Source organism: Microcoleus sp. D3_18a_C4, from assembly GCF_036702415.1.
Classification (GTDB): Bacteria; Cyanobacteriota; Cyanobacteriia; order Cyanobacteriales; family Microcoleaceae; genus Microcoleus.
On the sequence record NZ_JAUBTI010000127.1, the window covers coordinates 1 to 17,220 of the forward strand.

At 44.3% G+C, this 17,220-nt stretch carries 18 protein-coding genes and 1 pseudogene; 10 read left to right on the forward strand and 9 right to left on the reverse strand.

The window, feature by feature from the left end:
• Positions 1-252: 252 nt before the first annotated feature.
• The 4 genes from QUB16_RS29860 to QUB16_RS29875 all read left to right on the forward strand — a co-directional run bounded on the left by QUB16_RS29860 (position 253) and on the right by QUB16_RS29875 (position 4,140).
• A complete protein-coding gene (locus QUB16_RS29860; protein ID WP_333321756.1) occupies positions 253-1,509 on the forward strand; it encodes an ABC transporter substrate-binding protein in 1,257 nt (418 codons plus the stop codon).
• Between the two features lie 152 nt (positions 1,510-1,661).
• Positions 1,662-2,612: a branched-chain amino acid ABC transporter permease gene (locus tag QUB16_RS29865; protein ID WP_333321757.1), complete on the forward strand. Its 951-nt coding sequence runs from the start codon at positions 1,662-1,664 to the stop codon at positions 2,610-2,612.
• Between the two features lie 196 nt (positions 2,613-2,808).
• Positions 2,809-3,744 carry a branched-chain amino acid ABC transporter permease gene (locus QUB16_RS29870; protein WP_333321759.1) on the forward strand — a complete coding sequence of 312 codons (936 nt, stop codon included), beginning with the start codon at positions 2,809-2,811 and terminating at the stop codon, positions 3,742-3,744.
• A gap of 177 nt (positions 3,745-3,921) precedes the next feature.
• Complete coding sequence (locus QUB16_RS29875) at positions 3,922-4,140, forward strand: hypothetical protein (protein WP_333321761.1); 219 nt, start codon at positions 3,922-3,924, stop codon at positions 4,138-4,140.
• Positions 4,141-4,522: 382 nt separating this feature from the next.
• Here QUB16_RS29875 and QUB16_RS29880 read toward each other — a convergent pair whose 3' ends face one another.
• Positions 4,523-4,657: a hypothetical protein gene (locus QUB16_RS29880; RefSeq protein WP_333321762.1), complete on the reverse strand. Its 135-nt coding sequence runs from the start codon at positions 4,655-4,657 to the stop codon at positions 4,523-4,525.
• 99 nt (positions 4,658-4,756) lie between these two features.
• Complete coding sequence (locus QUB16_RS29885; RefSeq protein WP_333321764.1) at positions 4,757-5,941, reverse strand: hypothetical protein; 1,185 nt, start codon at positions 5,939-5,941, stop codon at positions 4,757-4,759.
• Positions 5,942-6,444: 503 nt separating this feature from the next.
• Here QUB16_RS29885 and QUB16_RS29890 point away from each other — a divergent pair.
• Both QUB16_RS29890 and QUB16_RS29895 read left to right on the forward strand, forming a co-directional pair.
• Positions 6,445-6,951, forward strand: a complete 507-nt coding sequence (locus tag QUB16_RS29890; protein ID WP_333321766.1) for a hypothetical protein — start codon at positions 6,445-6,447, stop codon at positions 6,949-6,951.
• A 54-nt stretch (positions 6,952-7,005) separates the two neighbouring features.
• Positions 7,006-7,647, forward strand: a complete 642-nt coding sequence (locus QUB16_RS29895; RefSeq protein ID WP_333321768.1) for a Uma2 family endonuclease — start codon at positions 7,006-7,008, stop codon at positions 7,645-7,647.
• A gap of 131 nt (positions 7,648-7,778) precedes the next feature.
• Here QUB16_RS29895 and QUB16_RS29900 read toward each other — a convergent pair whose 3' ends face one another.
• The 6 genes and pseudogenes from QUB16_RS29900 to rppA all read right to left on the reverse strand — a co-directional run bounded on the left by QUB16_RS29900 (position 7,779) and on the right by rppA (position 14,033).
• Entirely contained in the window at positions 7,779-9,650 is a 1,872-nt protein-coding gene (locus tag QUB16_RS29900) for a serine/threonine-protein kinase (RefSeq protein ID WP_333321770.1), read from the reverse strand.
• Positions 9,651-9,875: 225 nt separating this feature from the next.
• Complete coding sequence (locus QUB16_RS29905) at positions 9,876-10,835, reverse strand: aldo/keto reductase (protein ID WP_333219548.1); 960 nt, start codon at positions 10,833-10,835, stop codon at positions 9,876-9,878.
• A 73-nt stretch (positions 10,836-10,908) separates the two neighbouring features.
• Positions 10,909-11,178, reverse strand: a pseudogene (locus QUB16_RS29910) (IS1 family transposase); the annotation flags it as partial.
• Between the two features lie 245 nt (positions 11,179-11,423).
• The gene (locus tag QUB16_RS29915; protein ID WP_333321772.1) at positions 11,424-11,978 is read right to left on the reverse strand and encodes a DUF3124 domain-containing protein; all 555 of its coding nucleotides are present in this window, start codon (positions 11,976-11,978) and stop codon (positions 11,424-11,426) included.
• A 78-nt stretch (positions 11,979-12,056) separates the two neighbouring features.
• The gene (locus tag QUB16_RS29920) at positions 12,057-13,289 is read right to left on the reverse strand and encodes a HAMP domain-containing sensor histidine kinase (RefSeq protein WP_333321774.1); all 1,233 of its coding nucleotides are present in this window, start codon (positions 13,287-13,289) and stop codon (positions 12,057-12,059) included.
• A gap of 66 nt (positions 13,290-13,355) precedes the next feature.
• The gene (rppA, locus tag QUB16_RS29925; protein WP_333321776.1) at positions 13,356-14,033 is read right to left on the reverse strand and encodes a two-component system response regulator RppA; all 678 of its coding nucleotides are present in this window, start codon (positions 14,031-14,033) and stop codon (positions 13,356-13,358) included.
• A 173-nt stretch (positions 14,034-14,206) separates the two neighbouring features.
• Between rppA and QUB16_RS29930 the strand changes: the two genes are divergently transcribed.
• A complete protein-coding gene (locus QUB16_RS29930) occupies positions 14,207-14,593 on the forward strand; it encodes a hypothetical protein (RefSeq protein ID WP_333321778.1) in 387 nt (128 codons plus the stop codon).
• 259 nt (positions 14,594-14,852) lie between these two features.
• Here QUB16_RS29930 and QUB16_RS29935 read toward each other — a convergent pair whose 3' ends face one another.
• Positions 14,853-15,365 (reverse strand): BON domain-containing protein, encoded by a 513-nt coding sequence (locus QUB16_RS29935; protein ID WP_333321780.1) that lies wholly within the window; start codon positions 15,363-15,365, stop codon positions 14,853-14,855.
• Positions 15,366-15,601: 236 nt separating this feature from the next.
• Here QUB16_RS29935 and QUB16_RS29940 point away from each other — a divergent pair, with 236 nt between their 5' ends.
• The 3 genes from QUB16_RS29940 (at position 15,602) to QUB16_RS29950 (ending at position 16,995) form a co-directional block, all read left to right on the forward strand.
• The gene (locus QUB16_RS29940; protein WP_333321781.1) at positions 15,602-15,793 is read left to right on the forward strand and encodes a hypothetical protein; all 192 of its coding nucleotides are present in this window, start codon (positions 15,602-15,604) and stop codon (positions 15,791-15,793) included.
• Positions 15,794-15,807: 14 nt separating this feature from the next.
• The gene (locus QUB16_RS29945; RefSeq protein ID WP_333321782.1) at positions 15,808-16,386 is read left to right on the forward strand and encodes a cation transporting ATPase C-terminal domain-containing protein; all 579 of its coding nucleotides are present in this window, start codon (positions 15,808-15,810) and stop codon (positions 16,384-16,386) included.
• 81 nt (positions 16,387-16,467) lie between these two features.
• Positions 16,468-16,995: a hypothetical protein gene (locus tag QUB16_RS29950; protein WP_333321784.1), complete on the forward strand. Its 528-nt coding sequence runs from the start codon at positions 16,468-16,470 to the stop codon at positions 16,993-16,995.
• Positions 16,996-17,220 lie beyond the last annotated feature (225 nt).

A 17,220-nucleotide genomic window follows, 5' to 3' on the forward strand; every position in this document is an offset into this window, starting at 1 on the left:
ACTCTCCCCAGAGTTGTCAAGCGTTTTGTGAAAATATTTTTGAATTTTTTTTGAAGCTATACACAGTAAGGGTTTCGGCTCTTAGGTTGCTCTCCGACCTCCGCTGGCTGACTCCTCTTGATGGCTATGGGGTCTTTTTGCCCCGGAAATAGGTTTTTGGGTCCGGGTCTCTCCCGCGAATCGGTAGAATATTTGCACATATAGATGTTCTATATAGAGATGGTCTATATATATGTGTTCGATCGCCCGCTTATGAAAAAACCTGCCGCTCGCCCTAGTGCCTTATTCATTACCTGCGCTTCACTGCTGATCGCTTGCACTCAGACGAACACTCCCCAGACATCGACTACAGTATCTCCAGGTAGTTCGCCATCTCCGGCAACTTCGCCACAGGGTTCGGCTGCGGGGAACTCTACCGCTATTCCCGTTGGGGTTGGGGTGGCGCAAACTAGCAATGTGGCTTTACTGGGTCAGGAACAGGTGGCTGGCGCGAAAATTGCTGAGAAGTATTTCAACGATAAGGGCGGTGTGGATGGGACGCCGATTAGACTGGTGTTCCAAGATACCGGTGGAGATGAACAAGGGACGATCAATGCCTTCAATACTCTGATCAATCAGGATAAGGTGGTAGGTATTGTGGGGCCGACCCTCTCGCAACAAGCTTTTAGTGCAAATCCGATCGCCGATAGAGCAAAAGTTCCCGTACTCGCACCCTCCAACACCGCTAAAGGCATTCCCCAGATTGGCGATTATGTGGCCAGAGTCTCCGCCCCTGTGGCCGTGGTAGCACCAAATGCAGTTAAAGCCGCACTGAAGCAAAATCCCAATATTAAGAAAGTAGCCGTGTTTTTTGCTCAGAATGATGCTTTTAGCAAATCTGAGACTGAAACTTTTCAGACAACGGTTAAAGATATGGGACTGGAATTGGCAACAGTCCAAAAATTCTTGACTACTGATACAGATTTCCAATCTCAAGCCACTAATGGGATAAATGTCAAGCCCGATTTGATAATTATTTCTGGGTTGGCCGCAGATGGAGGCAATTTAATTAAGCAATTACGGGAGTTGGGTTACAAAGGCGTTATCATTGGGGGCAACGGTCTGAATACTTCTAATGTATTTCCTGTTTGCAAGGCTCTTTGCGATGGGGTTTTGATTGCCCAAGCCTACAGCCCGGAATACGAAAATGAAGTGAATAAGGCTTTTCGCGAGGCTTATCGCGCTCAATTCAAGAAAGAACCACCTCAGTTTAGCGCTCAGGCTTTTACGGGCGTACAAGTTTTTGTTGAGTCATTAAAGGCAATTAATGCTAAGTCTAAGGTTACCCAAAAGCCGTTGGCCGAGTTGCGGACAAATTTGAATCAGCAGTTGCTGGTGGGCAAGTACGATACGCCTTTGGGGGAAATTTCTTTTACGCCGGAAGGTGAGATTAATCAGAAAGAGTTTTATGTGGCACGCATTAAGATGGAGGCTGATGGTAATAATGGTAAGTTTGAATTTTTGAAATGAGGGAAGGCACGACACGGATTTTGACACGGATACACGGATTAATTACCGCTCGTTCTTTCTGATGTTGAAGGTAGATGTTGAAGGAAGAGTAAAAAATTGTATGCTGTTTGTTTGTGAATGACTTCGTTGTGATGCCAAATTCTTAACTGGTGATGGACTTAACTCTGTTTTTGCAACAATTTTTGAATGGTTTGTCGATCGGCAGCGTGTATGCTATTTTTGCGCTGGGATACACGCTGGTGTTTTCTATTCTGGGAATTATTAATTTTGCTCACGGTGCAGTATTTACTTTGGGTGCTTATTTCACCTATGCGCTGATGGGAGGTACTTTCGGTTTTAATGGGTTGTGGGCTAATGCTCGAATTCCCCTGCAGTTGCCTTTTGCTGTGGCGTTAATTTTGGGAAGTGTCATGGCTGGTTTGGTAGGAGTAATTGTTGAAAGAGTTGCTTTTTTACCTTTGCGCCGCCGACTCTCAGATCCTCTGCTGACCGTGGTTTCTAGTTTGGGTGTGGCAGTTGCGATCGCCAATATTATCCAATATCTTGTAGGTGCGGAAATTTACACTTTTCCCGCTAACACTTACGGCTATTTGCCCGCTGCAATTAACTTCGGAACAGTAGATAAACCTATTCCGATTCGTACTGTTCAAATAGTAATTTTTGCGGTATCTGTAGCGATTGTAGCTGTCTTAACTTACTTAATAAATTTTACTAAGTTTGGCAAAGCAATGCAGGCTGTGGCTGAAGATGCTACTACTTCTAGTCTGTTGGGTATTGATACTGATAGATACATTGTTTTGACGTTTTTTGTGAGCAGTTTTCTGGCTGGTTTGGCGGGCAGTTTGGTGGGTTCGAGTGTGAGTATTGCTGGGCCGTATTTTGGTATTGCTTTTGGTTTGAAGGGTTTGGCGGTGATTGTGCTGGGTGGGTTGGGGAGTATTCCTGGGGCGGTTTTGGGTGGGTTTATCATTGGTTTGGTGGAGGCTTTTGTGCCGGGAGATTTTTCGGCTTATAAGGATGCTGTTGCTTTTGCCATATTGTTTATTATGCTATTGGTTAGACCGCAGGGTTTGTTTGGACGGCGTTTGATTCAAAAGGTGTAAAATAGATAATTAGGTGATGAAAATTGGGGCAGCCACGGGGGGATTGCCCCCTAAAGAAACTAATTATATCGGAATAATTTAACCGCAGAGGACGCAGAGAACGCAGAGAAAGAGAAGAGAGAAATGAATGATTATGAGGGGACTGGATTTGAGATAAAGTTGGTATTTAAGTATGTTTATTATTTAAAATAAAATCATGGCTACATTTTTTACTACTTATGGGTTTCTGATTGTCTCGATGTTGCTGGGTGCCATGTTGGGAATGTCGCTATATTTGCCTCTAATGACTGGACAGTTATCTCTGGCTAGCCCTGGTTTTTATGCGTTGGGTGGGTATATTGCGGCGATTTTATCTACGACGGTGTTTCAACAGACAGGGGGTTTATTTCCACTGCCATTGCTGTTGGTGGAGATGATAATTGCAGGGGTTGTTTCGGGGTTGCTGGGGATTTTGGTGGGAATTCCGGCGCTGCGGTTGAGTGGGATTTATTTGGCGATCGCAACTATTGCTTTTGTGGAAATTTTGCGGGTTTTATCGCTGAATTTAGATATCACTGGGGGGGCTGTGGGCATTTTTGGGATTCCGCAACCGTTTGGGACGCCGATCGAGTATTTGTGGATTGTACTACCTTTACTTTTGGTAAGTATGGCGATTGTCTATCGGCTGGAACGGATTCGGGTGGGGCGGGCTTTTGCGGCGATTCGGGCTGATGAGTTGGCGGCTGATGCGATCGGCATTAACCCAACTTTTTATAAGGTTTTGGCTTTCACGTTAGGCGCTGTTTTAGCTGGGGTTGTGGGTGCAGTTAGCGCTCATTTTTTGAATACTTGGAACGCCCGTCAAGGGACTTTTGATGCTAGTATTATTTACTTGACTTCTGTGTTGATTGGTGGTAGCAGAAGTTTTCTGGGAGCAGTTTTGGGTGGGATGGTGTTTACTGCTTTACCGGAGGTTTTGAGGGGGATGGCGACTATTCAGGGATTGCCGATTTGGTTGGCGCAATTTCTGCGGGATGGACGTTTAATTATTTTTGGGTTGCTGATTGTTTTGGGGACGATATTTTTTCCGCAAGGTTTGGTGACGCCGGAGTTGTTGAAGAGGTGGAGGAAGGGCGATGACGGTTCTGTTTAAAATTAGATTATTGGTAAAGAAAGGTGCGATCGCATCCACACTTTTCATCGCTCGCCTATCCATAAAAAAAGTAAGGGGCGATCGCATCCACACTTTTGATCGATCGCCTATCTATAAAACCGTGTCTCACAGATCGCTTATGATAAATGTATCCTCGTATGTCTAGGAGTTTAAACTATGTCTCTCGCTGAGTTAATTCCTTTGGTGAACAGTCTGAGCCAGTCAGACAAATTATCACTCTTCAAACTCCTAGCTGTGCAGATCCCAAAGGCTGAACTACAAGTTATCTTTTCTGCATCCGAGTATCCGGTTTGGTCGCCCTACGACGCAACGGAAGCTGCAAACATTCTAATGCAGATGATTCGGGATGACCGAGAGGCATCTACTCATGCCTAGTACGATCGAGTTTCCCTTTTCTGACGATGAAGCATTACCCACGATTCCCATTACTCGCTCGTCATGCAGGCTTTTCTGTCTCGGCGAATGCACTGCTAGATACTGGGTCTGCGGTCAATCTATTACCTTATGACATAGGGCTGCAATTGGGTGCAATTTGGGAGGAACAAACTATCCACTTGCCATTGGCTGGAAATCTTGCAAGGGTTGAGGCGCGGGGTGTATTTGTGCATGTTCAAATTGGGAATCTGGAACCAGTTCGTCTAGCATTTGCCTGGGCACAATCCTCTCAGGTGCCCTTAATTCTTGGGCAAACAAACTTCTTTCGAGAATTTGATGTTTGTTTTCAGAGATCGCGATGCACGATCGAGATTATCCGCTTCTAATCAGCGTCGATGTCGATCGGTAAAAGAAAGAGGGGCGATCGCCTATCAGTAAAAAAGTGAGGGGCGATCGCATCCAGACAAAGAGTGCGATCGCCTATCAATAAAAAAATAAGGGGCGATCGTATCCACACTCCTTATCTCCTGTTGTCTGATGAGGAGATCAATAGGTGACGAAGTGCGAGAAAAAAACCTTAAAGGTCTGAGCAGATAGCTATGATTTGAGCTATTACTTAATTGCTTGGTGTTGCAATGATAGCAAAACCTAAACGAGGCGACTTAACTTCAGGAGTACAATCACCACGGTTAACTACACATTTTTGATAAACATAAGGCACATTAATCGCTTTTACGGAAACCCTAAACCTGCCGATATTCATCACTTCGCCCTTTGTCAACATAGATACAATCTGTTCAACACCTAGATTTACTGCGGTTTGCGATGCCCATACTCCTAAAAAACCAAGTTCAGTAGTCAATCTTTGTTGAATTTGACGTACAAGCTCTGCACTATATCCACTACCAGTGATGGCGGTGAGAAGTATACTTGGTGCATGGTTTTCAGTCGAAGCCCATTCTACAAAAGATTGCGAAGAAAAGTAAACGAAAGAGCTGGAATGATTAGCAATTATTTTATTTCTTTCGTCATTGTAAGTGTCACGATTGGCATCCTTAAATAGAGGTGGTGTAATACTTAGGCTAGTTACTAACTTACCCAAGGTGGGCATTTCTCCATTTAGAATGCTGGTAATTGCACTTGCATCCAGCTTGTAATTGCCAAGACTGCCCTGACCGCAATTAAATATCGGCTTTTGTTCACCTGTAGACAAATTCAATGTATAATCATACTTGCAAGTAGCTGAGGCGGTCTGAGATACAGTTCTTGCTGGTGTGATAATCCGCATTTCCATTTCTACATAAGGCACTTTTTCTTTTCGATAATTAGTAAAAGGTACTGGTACTTTTACACAAACGCCCAATCTACACTTTCTTTCCATTCGTACATCAGGATAAGGAACATCTACCCACCGATATTTGTCAACAGGAACTTTTTCTTTAACCTCATCTATTCTTACACTCCAAGTGTGTTTTGCCTGAACTCTTGCAACAAGAGAAATAATACCGCCTGCAACATTGTATTCAAGTTTTTCAATGCCAGTGTTACCTTGATTCCCAATGTTTACTTTATTGATTGACGAACGAATACTATTTGCTTTGGATTGCCATTGACTAGCAATTGAATCTAAATTTGGAATACAATCCATCATTTTTTGATCGATTGGTTGAAGTAAATTAATTACTTGAGGAGCGGATGTCATAGGATCTTTTGCACAAGCTTCTAAGTTATATGCTTTTGCTTGCTGACATAGACCTAATACGCTAAAAACACTTAACGCGGAAATTAGTCGAAATTTCATTGTTGTATCCTCTATATTAAGGATGAATTATTTGTCTTCCCAATCAAAACCCACACCCGAGCGCCCTGTCAGTCGGATTGAGTCTGAACTTTTCCCGAAAAACTTGCTCAAATGTCCCAAAGATCGGATAATATCGGAAAAACCTGCCTATCAGAGCGATCTATGGACATTGCAGAAGTCTTAAAACTGGTAGATGAAATTCTGTTCACCAATACAGGTGAGTACCCAAAACCTATAAGATAATTTGGAAGTGCGATCGCAACTCGCAACTTAGTAAAGCCCCATCGGTCGCTGTTGGAGATTGGGATTATATGTGCAGTCCCTTTTTCCAGCGAAGCTGCTTCTTATCCTTTTCCACATCATAGACCGATCGCACAAAACTGCAAAGCGAAAAAAGACGGAAAAAGACGGGCATTTCTAAAATCGCAATGCAAGGCGGAAAAAGGCGGATAAAGGCGGATAAAGTCGGGTATACTAACTATAGTTCTCCGACCCCCCTACTGATGGACACTGCCCATATCTTGCAATTTGTAGATAAAGTGATCAGCGCGAAGACAGGCAAACATCTTAATGACTTGCAGCGTAAAATTATCGAGGGAATACTGAAGCGACAAAAGTATTCTGATATGGCAGATACTTACGGTTGTACGGCTGGTCATGCTAAGGATGTAGGTTACGAGCTTTTGCAAATGTTATCTGATGTTTTCGGTGAATCAGTTGATAAAGGTAATCTGGAATCTGTTCTAGAACGGCAATTAAATCTGAATATAAATTTTGGCGATCGCACTACTAATTTTGGTAATAGCAATACAATTAACTATATCAATGCTTGCTCAGAACTATCCACTCCTACCCCAGATAAAAGTCAGCCTCCGACTCCCGACTACCAAGATGGCACGAATCAAGTTAAAATTGAAATGATTGGTAAATTACGACAGTTGGGATTGAAGGATGAGGAAATTGCAGGGGTGCTAGGGCTGACATTGGAGGTGGTGAAGCAGATAGAGTGATAATAGCTTTTAGTTGTTTAAAACACACATCCTCAGTCAGGAGGTATAAGTTTTATGTTTGCAGTTGTCACGCCAGAAAAAATTCATTTGCCCCCAGGAACACTTATAAAATTCCCCGGAAACTGGCAGGATTACCAAGCACTTGTAGCACAATTGGGCGATCGTCAGATTCCACGCATCAAATATCGACCCGGAGAGATTTTGTTAATGTCCCCTTTACCAGTACACGGCAAACAATCTCATATTATTGCAATGGTGGCAATGGTTTTCCTAGATTACTTGGGGCGAGATTATGAAGCGTTTACGCCAATTACGATGGATTTGCCGGAGGTAAGAGGGATTGAACCAGATTATTGTTTTTATATCGATAATTGCGCGGCAATTCTTGGTAAAGATCGGATTGCTTGGGGTGTTGAACCGCCGCCCGATCTAGTAATCGAAGTAGACGTAACTAGCTACACCGATTTAGATGATTACTTGCCTTATAAAGTGCCGGAAGTGTGGCTGTTTAAGAAAAATAAGCTCAGAATTTACGACTTGCAAAACGATCGATATGTAGAAAGTTCAGTTAGCCGTTATTTTCCCAATTTTAATGTATCAGAAATTGTGGAGGAATGCTGGCAAATGTCGCGCGATCGCCCTACAAGTACAGTCATTCGGGAGTTGCGGCAAAAAATTGAAAGGGAAAATGGTTGAATCCTATCGTATTCGGTGAATTGACCATAATTCCTGTAGGGGCAGGTTCACCAACAATAATCGCCTAAAACCCACAATTATCATAAACCTGCCCCCGCCCACCGACTACAAACAATTTCGATCGTGGTTAATCAAACAAACATGGTATTCTGCCAAATCTTAATAGTTTTGTCACTGCTGCCGCTAGCCAAAAACTCTCCTTCCGGGCTAAAATTAACAGAATAGACCGAGTTAGTATGACCCCCAATATTACAAATTTCTTGACCGTCTTTCACTCGCCAAATTTTAATAGTTTGATTGCTGCTGCTAGCCAGAATCTCGCCATCAGGACTAAAAGCAATAGAATCAACATACCAAGAATGTCCTGTGATAGTTAAAACTTCTTGCCAATCTTTGACCCACCAAATTTTAATAGTATTGTCATGGCTGCCGCTAGCCAAAAACTCTCCATTGGGACTGAAAGCTATGCAGCGAACCGAGTCTGTATGACCTGTAAGTGTGCGAATTAGCTTCCCATCTTTAACTAGCCAAATCTTGATTGTTCTGTCCCAACTGCAACTAGCAAGAGTTTCGCCATCCGGGCTAAAAGCAACAAAATAAACTAAATTGGTGTGACCCGCAAGGGTGCGAACTTCTTGCCCGTCTTTGACGCGCCAAATCTTGATTGTTTTGTCCCAACTGCTGCTAGCAATCAGAGTTCCATCGGGACTGAAAGCTGCGCCGTAAACTGAGTTACTGTGACCGATCAGAGTACGCATTTGTTGTCCATCTTTCATCCGCCAAAGTTTGACAGTTTTGTCGTGGCTGCTGCTGGCTAGCATTAGTCCGTCCGGGCTGAAAGCTACTGTATAAACTGAGTTAGCGTGTCCTGTGAGGGTGACAATTTCTTGCCCGTCTTCAACTCCCCACAGCTTGATTGTTTTGTCATCGCTGCCGCTGGCTACAACTTCTCCGTTGGGGCTGAAAGCCACAGAGTAAATTAAGTTTTTGTGACCTGTGAGGGTGTGAAGACATTGCCAGTTATAGGTTTGCTGTTGGGGCTGGTCGGGAGTTTTTCCTGGTTTAACTAACTTGGAATTTGTTTGAGGAATTGCTAGATCGATCGCAACTTGGGGATTAATTTCTTTTAATACTTCAACAGCCGTTTGATAGCGGCGGTTGGTAGCATTTTCAATCATTTTGTCTAAAATTTTTCCGAGTTGTTCACTCACGGGGTTGTTGGCCAAATACTGCCGCCATATCCAGGAATCTTCACCCGGATCGAACAGGTCAAATGGGGAAACTTGAGTTAGCAAATACAAACAAGTTACGCCTAAACTGTACAAATCGCTGGTAAAAAATGCTTTGCCTCTAGCTTGTTCGGGGGCGATGTATTCGGGGCTGCCGATGCTGGTTCCTGTTTTGAGTAAGGCTGTACCTGTGGCAATTTTGGCTGCGCCAAAGTCTACTAAAACTAATTGTTTGTCGGCGCGGCGGATGATGTTTCCGGGTTTGATGTCTCGGTGAATAACGTTGTGGGAATGGATGAAGTGAAGGACGGGTAATAAGCTATTGAGTAAGTCTTGAATTTGATTTTCGGTAAATCTGCCTTCTGTTTCTACAATTTGTGCTAAATTTTGCCCGTCGATAAATTCTTGGACTACATATTGTCTGCTGTCTTGGATGGAGTAGGCTAATAGTTCGGGAATTTGGGCGTGTTTGCCCAATTCGTCTAATCGCATTGCTTCTTGTTCAAAAAGTTCGGCTGCTTTTTTGCTGTTGCGATTGCTTGCTGATGGGATGAGTTGGGTTTCTGCGGGTAAAAATTGTTTGATGACGCAGCGAGGTTTTGAGGGTTTGTCTTCGTCAACGGCGAGGAATGTTCTACCAAAACCGCCTTGTCCGATCGCCTTTATAGCCCGGTAGCGATCGCGCAGCAGCAGTTTTGAACGGCAATGTTTGCATAATTTGACTGCGGGAGGGTTTTGTGGCTTGGAACAGTTAGGATTCAGACAGTAACTCATTCGATTTTAGATTTCGGATTTGTGATTTTTGATTTTAACTTTTTGAATATTTCCACAGCGCAGTAGATATTATACCTCATTAGCTTTTTAGGAACGGGCTTCTAGCCCATTCCACAAGAAATTCACTCTTTGTGGAACGGGCTTCTAGCCCGTTAAGCGAGAATGGTTATCTGGGCGTGAGTTCCGGGATACCTTAATATATATGCCAGTTGCGTCAGTTCTGTTTTAGAAGTTCCACATTACCGGATTATCGTCTAAATGGTCGGTGACTGTTCGCCCGATCGCGTCAATTTCTTTTAATTCCTCTTCACTCAATTTTACCTCAGCAGCTTTAGCATTTTCGGCTGCTTGTTCCCCGTCGCGCGCGCCGACAATTGCATTTGTTTGCGGCTGGGAAATCAACCAAGCTAAAGCTAAGTTGCCCAAGCTTGTTTGATGGCGATCGGCAATTGGCCTGAGTTGATTTAATGCTGTTTGCACTCGGTCGTAATTTTCTTTGATGAACAGCTTATTTTTGGCGCGGTGGTCGCCTTCTTCAAACTTGTGTTCTGGCCCGAATTTACCTGTCAATATTCCTTGAGCTAGAGATGAATAGGCAATGATGGAGATATGATTGTCCACACAATAGGACATAGCATCTTTTTCTACCCAGCGCCAAAACAGAGAATAGGGCGGTTGCAAGCTGTCGATGCGTCCGTATTGGGCGGCTTCTTCTATTTGGGCGCGGGAAAAGTTGGAAACGCCGATCGCCCGAATTTTTCCCTGTTCTTTTAACTTGTTCAGGGCGTCCATTGTTTCTGCAATTGGCACTAACTCGGAATTCCAAGTGCCAGCGGGCCAGTGGATTTGGTAAAGGTCGATATAATCGGTGTTGAGGTTTTTTAGCGATCGATCGCAGGCTTCGATTACCAAATCGGGTTTCAGGTGGTTGGCGAAAACTTTGCTAGCATAAACTACTTGCGATCGCACATCTGAAAGTGCTTGACCGATAATTTGTTCCGAATGCCCTTCTCCGTAAACCTCAGCCGTATCAAAGGTGGTAATACCTGCCTCAAAAGCCGCGCGCATTGCTTTGACAGTTTCAGCATCCTCAATTCCCACCCACATCCGCTTCCCAGCTTGCCAAGTCCCCATAATTATCGGGGTAATCTGAATTTGTGATGTTCCCAATTGTCGCTTTTGCATACCCTAAGTCCTCATTTATATTTTTAGTATTCACCCTCAAGCTCTCTAATCTTAACAGAAAAAAGTTGGGTAGTCATCCACAGTAATGATATCGTTTTCTTATGCAATAATTATAGTGATGTACAAAGTTAAAAATTGCCCTAATATAGTTTTGCAGTTTTTGTGAGAAAGACGAGGTTTTACGAACCAAACGAAAACTTCGCTGCCGCAAAGTATTATTAAGTCTTTAAATATAAGTGGTTTTCCCCGATTTTTTACCTACAGATCGATGTCTTTTAAAAGGTAGCACTTATGAATAATATTCCCCAAAATAAGTATAACAAACAGCACATTGTCTATAGAGTAATACGGTTAAGTTAATGTTTTTTTGTCCGAAGAGATCTTTGGGCGAAGCATAAGCCCTTCGGGCAGGATTCGCCAACGCCGGATCTGTTTTTCACAGGGTTTTGTCTCCATGAGTGTCTTATGTGAACCGTATTGACCTAGGGACATTTTATTGGCAAAATACAACCTTTTGCTAGCAATCCCTCAATCCATTCTACCCTAGTCCCAAACTACCTTGTAAAGCAAGAATTTAATCCTCTAAAATCAGTTTTGCATTTTTTTGTGTTGCTTGAGAACTTTAGCGGGACTGATAAATGAAATGCCCTGAGAAGAAGAGGTACTAATCATGACAGCTTCAATGACAGGCTCATAAACCGTTTTTTCTGCAACCCACTCCACAATAAAGTTTGCACCAGATCCTCCACTTGTATCATCGGCTGCAATAAAAAATTCTGTGGAAGCAAGCGGTTTGAGTTCTACTGGACTCTTAATGTCCTGCCTGATCAATTTCCCCTCACTATCGTAGTAACGCACCGAAGTAATAATAATCGAATTTGTCAGATCCGTATTGCGGATACTGAGCGTGGCTGACAAATTCATGACTTGATCCTTACTATTGTAGTGATAAATATGTGAGTAAATAGGGACATATACGGTTTGTCCCATCACAACTTTTGTTTTATCTAACGGGACTGCTCTCAGTGAAATTTCACGTTTTATATCGGGTTGTTGTCTTTGTGAGGTAGTTTGGTCCCCACAAGAGATCAGGACGATCGCCCCGATCGCCCAACCCACCCAGAAATCCTGTTTCAGCTTCATTGGCATTTATCTAAATACACCACATACATTGCAGTTACGTCAACAGCAGAGTGCACCTTCTCTTTCGTTTGAGGCAGCTTAGTGATAAGGTTTGAGCGGCAGTTCAACCTGGAACGTTGAGCCTTGGCCCACTGCACTCGTCACCTGTATTTGTCCGCTGTGTGCCTTGACAATTTGTTGGACGATCGCCAACCCCAGCCCAAAGCCTCCACTCTCCTGCGAGCGATCGGTGTCTACTCGATAGAAGCGATCGAAAATATAGGGTAAGTCCGCTTCTGGAATACCGATTCCCGTATCGATAATCTGAATGACTGCCAAATGGGAATGAAGAACTAAGCGTATCTTTACAGTTCCGCCAACAGGAGTATATTTACAGGCATTGTAAAGCAAGTTTTCGACTACTTGCCGTAGCAAATCAGGATCGGCCAATAATTCAATCGGTTGTTCCGGTGATTCGCAGGTGAATTTGATATTTTGGGCTTCTGCAAGTGCGAGAAACTGGGTTGCTAAATTGCTCAGCAACTCGTTGAGATTGATTAACCTGAGCGATTCCGGCGCAAGTCGCCCTTGATGACGAGCCAACAGTAGTAAATTATTCACCAGCGCTCCCATTGATTTTGCGCTATCTACAATGTTTTCTAAGGGAGGATGGTAACGCGAATCATCACCCGCGATGAGCAACCCAAGCTGGGCATTAGTGAGAATGGCAGAGAGGGGCGATCGCAACTCGTGAGAGGCATCGGCTGTAAAGCGCTGAAGCTGCTGATAGGCTTGCCGAATCGGTTGCATGGCCAGCCCGCTGAGAAACCAACCTGTGAGGGCAATTAAGCCCAGTGTCAGCGGGACAGCGAGAGTTAGCACAATCTGAAGCTCAGTGAGCCTGTTTTGAGTTTCTGTCAGGGGAGTTGCAACCTGAAGATAACCGAGTACCCGACTTCTACCTTCAACGGGTAATGTCACCTGACGCAGCCAGATTCCTTTTCCCAAAAGTGGATCGGGCGATCGAACTGTGAGATAACCAAAAGGCGTATTTAACCGATCGGGAGGAGAATTCCCAAAAAAACGAACTAGCCGCCCTTGTGCGTTATACCAGCGCACGTAAATCAGATCTTCAGCAAGGGGATGAGAACCACTGCCTAACAAAGAAACATGACTCAGATCGACCTGGTTCTGGTTTTGGCGAACTTCATAATGCACGCTGGCAGCCATGACTCTAGTTTTGTCATATAGCAGTCGATCAAGCGCCTCTAGTTTATCTTTTACCTCAATCTGGTAAATCACTCCTGCAAACAGCACAAGAATGCTTCCCATTGAGAGGGTGAACCAACGAGCCAGATTCCGACGACTTTGATTAAACACAGCTTGCCTTTACGATCGTTACTTTTCAGGGCAAGTGAGGCGATAACCCATACCGTAAATGCTCTCAATCCAGTCTGCCGATCCTACAGTCTGCAAGCGTTGGCGGAGTTTGCGAATTAGAACCGTAATCGCATTGCTCTCTGGTTCAGTCCCCCATTCCCACACGCCTTGTTCAATCTGATTCCGAGTCAAAACTTGCCGGGGATGACGCATAAAATACTCCAACAACTGAAACTCGCGACTGGAGAGGGAAACAGTTGCACCTTGTCGCTCAACAGTAAGAGTATCAAGGTGGAGGTGCAGATCCTCAAGGCTGAGCGTATCTCCTTGCCAAAGGGGCGATCGCCGTCTTAATGCCCGCACTCGTGCCATGAATTCAACCAAATCGATCGGTTTCACCAGGTAATCATCTGCACCTGCGTCTAACCCGGTCACTTTTTCAGGCGTGGTATCTCTTGCCGTGATCATCAAAATCGGCGCTGTTTTCCCTGCTGCTCGATATTGACGACAGAGATTTACCCCACTGATATGTGGCAACATCCAGTCCAAAATCAACAAATCATATTCTTTTTCTGATAACAGCCACTGTGCCGTTTCTCCATCTTTTACCCCATCCACGCTATGTCCTGCTTGAGACAGCACTGTTTGAAGTGGCATCAGTTGCTTTGGGTCGTCCTCCACAAGTAAGATTCTCATATTTCTGTTTAATTCGGCTTGTCGAACTGAAACATTTGACGCATCGTCCTTGAGTATGATTTCAGCAGAGCGGTAACTCCACTAAAGTGCAAATATAGCAATCCTAAATCATTTGTGAATTTCTTACTCCCTCCCCAAGGCATCGGGGAGGGTTGGGGTGGGGTAAAAAATTTATGTGGCAGGTTACTAAACGTTGGCTAAAAGCATCAGGCGCAGAGTTTTGGGTGCCATTGCCGTTTGTGGCGATCGCGTTTTGGGTTGGTTCCAGTTTCCTAATGGCTCAAGAATTACAACAACCCCAGATAGTAAAGAATAAACTTCAGGCAGATACTCAGCTTAAAGCAACGGTGTCTGTCAATATATTGCTGATCAACGCGGTGATTAACCGAAAACAAGGAACAACCCAGGTTGCGGTAGAAACAGCAGAACCCATTTTGAAGCGATTGGAATTAGAATTGCCAATGACTGACGCAACCCAGATAGAGGCAGCGATCGCGCAAGAGCTCCAGTTATCACGTCAAAATGTTCGCCAGTTAGTCCGTTACGAAATCGTTGAATAAGTTTATTGTTTCAAGATTGCGATCGCATCCAGTAGACCTCTTGCAAAAATCCTTTTCATCAATTGATGGGACGGGCTCTGGGGCCCATCCCACAAGAGTTATTTTTTTTTGTGGGACGGGCCGGAGAGCCCGTCCTATTTATTTTTGCAAAAGGTCTAGCCAAATAAGGTTGCCAAATCCATAGGTTTCCTCACTGCGATCACGCAAATTTTTAAGTGGCAAGAAGCGCCAAATTCTCTGGCCACTTCACTGTGAGGAACTACTGAAGGACGATTTGGTTATTGAGCGAAACATTCGGTGCAGTTTGCCGAGCAATTTGTTCTGCCAATGCTTTTTGTTCTGCCGTTTGAACGCGCCCTGTTAACACAATCGAATTATCCCGGTCGTCTGCGTCCAAATCGAATTGCTTGAGGGTGGTATCGGAGTCCAAGGCATCTTCTACGCGATCGGCAATATCGTCAATGTCTTGATTTTGAGGCGTCTGTGCGGTCGTGGTTGCAGGCGCTGGAGTGGTTGGAACAGTCGTATTTCCAGTGGCAGTTGTGGGAGCAGAAGGAGATGGAACAGTTGTCTGTGGAGTATTGGGGGGGGTGCAAGCACCTAAACCCAAAATTGCAACAGTGCTGACGCTGATTCCTTGCACAAATAGCTTTAATAATTGCATATTCTTTGTTTGTTTTGTTTGTTGGGAAACGCCATTTTGCCGATAAACCTCAGCATGAAGTCTTTGAGCATTTGAACTCAACAAGTAAATGTACCATAGTTCATCCATCAAAAGGAATGCTTTTTACAACCCTTTTAATAAAAGGTAACAATAAATCAAATCGCGTGAACTAAGGTTGGCAAGTTTATAAGTTATCTTAATCGGTTTTCTACCTAAGTATAGGGAGCAAATGTGATCCAAATGTGAGTAACAGAAATCAGTCTATCACTTTTCCCTCACATTCATCAATGAGGCTAGAAACAAGACGAAACAACAGAGAAGCACTTGACTTGACAAGAAATGTTATGACTGCAACCAATGTAGAAAAATTAGTAGAACACTCTTGGCATCACCTCTCTGTCGAGAAAGTAGCTCGGCTTTTAGAGACTGACCTGGAAATAGGTCTATCTTCCGAGCTTCGATCGAGAAAGCAGTTAAGGAAGGGCGCACGGTTTATAAGAATCTGCTGCGGGCGATCGCCTTCATCCTGCCCGTGAATGGTGGAGAGTCCATGACCATCTTGATTGCCGTACTTTTGGCAACCCCACTACCCATTTTGCCAGTACAAATTCTCTGGCTGAATATGGTCAGTTCAGTTGCGTTGAGCTTACCGTTGGCATTTGAGCCGCCCTCTCCCGATGTCATGCAACAGCCGCCTCGACCTGCCAATGAACCGCTTCTGTCTCGCAGGCTGACCGCTCGGATTCTGACAGTTTCGGTATTTAACTGGATTGCGATCTTTGGGATGTTTGAATGGATCGTCCAAACCACAGGCAATGAAGCTCTAGCCCGGACGATGGCAATTCAAGCATTGGTTGCGGCAGAAGCTTTTTACCTGTTAAGTATCAGTCGCTTCGTTCCGGCGATCGTCGCCAAACTGCGCGGTAAAGATGAATCAGTTGGCTATGCTGTGGCGATCGGCATTGGGGCTATTTTCATTCTCCAATTCCTGTTTAGCCAATGGGGCATTATGAATCAGTTATTCAACACAGAAGCTTTGAACACAATCCAAGGCTTAATTTGTATTGGATTCGGACTGCCAATGATTCCTTTGTCAGCTTTGCTAAAGCGTTTTGCACCTCTGAACTAAGTGGTTTTTGTGATGCGGCCATTCAGAGCAGCTTTACACACTATTTACCACTTTTGTAGCGTTGAATATTGAATATTTATCATGAATTCCCAAAATCTCAAACGTGCTAGCGGCCTATTTACTAATCATCAAAACGCAGAGCAGGCGCTAGTTGAGCTAAAAAGCAGGGGCTTCCCCATGCACAAAATTTCTGTGATTGCTCAACCTTCTGACCATGATGATTTGGACTCTCTGGGGGTGCAGCAAATTTTAATCACAAGAGCAGCCGGCGCACAAGTAGGCGCTATATTAGGCAGCCTACGACTAGGTTCAGTAGCCTTAATTGTTGGACTCAGCAGCCTGCTAATTCCCGGTATTGGTCAAGCAGTAGCGGTGGAAAGCATTTTAGCAACTTTCTTTGGAAGTGGGATTGCTGCAACTGCTGGCGGTCTATATGGCGCACTTCAAGGATGGTTGGTGCCCGAAGAACAAGCAAGAATTTACAATAACAGATTTAACCAGGGAGATTATTTGATCGTGATGGAGGCAAGAGAAAATGAGATCGTGATTGCTGAACCTGTCCTTAAACGTTGGGAGATTCTGACGTGGCGTGTCTGTGATGCTACCTAAATTCAAGGTCAGAAAAGACGATTACCTTTGAGGAATTTATTCCCGCCAATCAGAACGTCCAAAACCCAATCAAATATTGGAAGGTCGATGATTTTGGGCGATCGCTCTCCTACTCCTTACAGATGGATCGACAACTTCCAGTACCCGCTTTAGGAATGAGAATTAAATAACTTCCACTCTTGAAAGTGGGATGGGCGTCCCGCCCGTCCTTTTTGGACGGGCGGG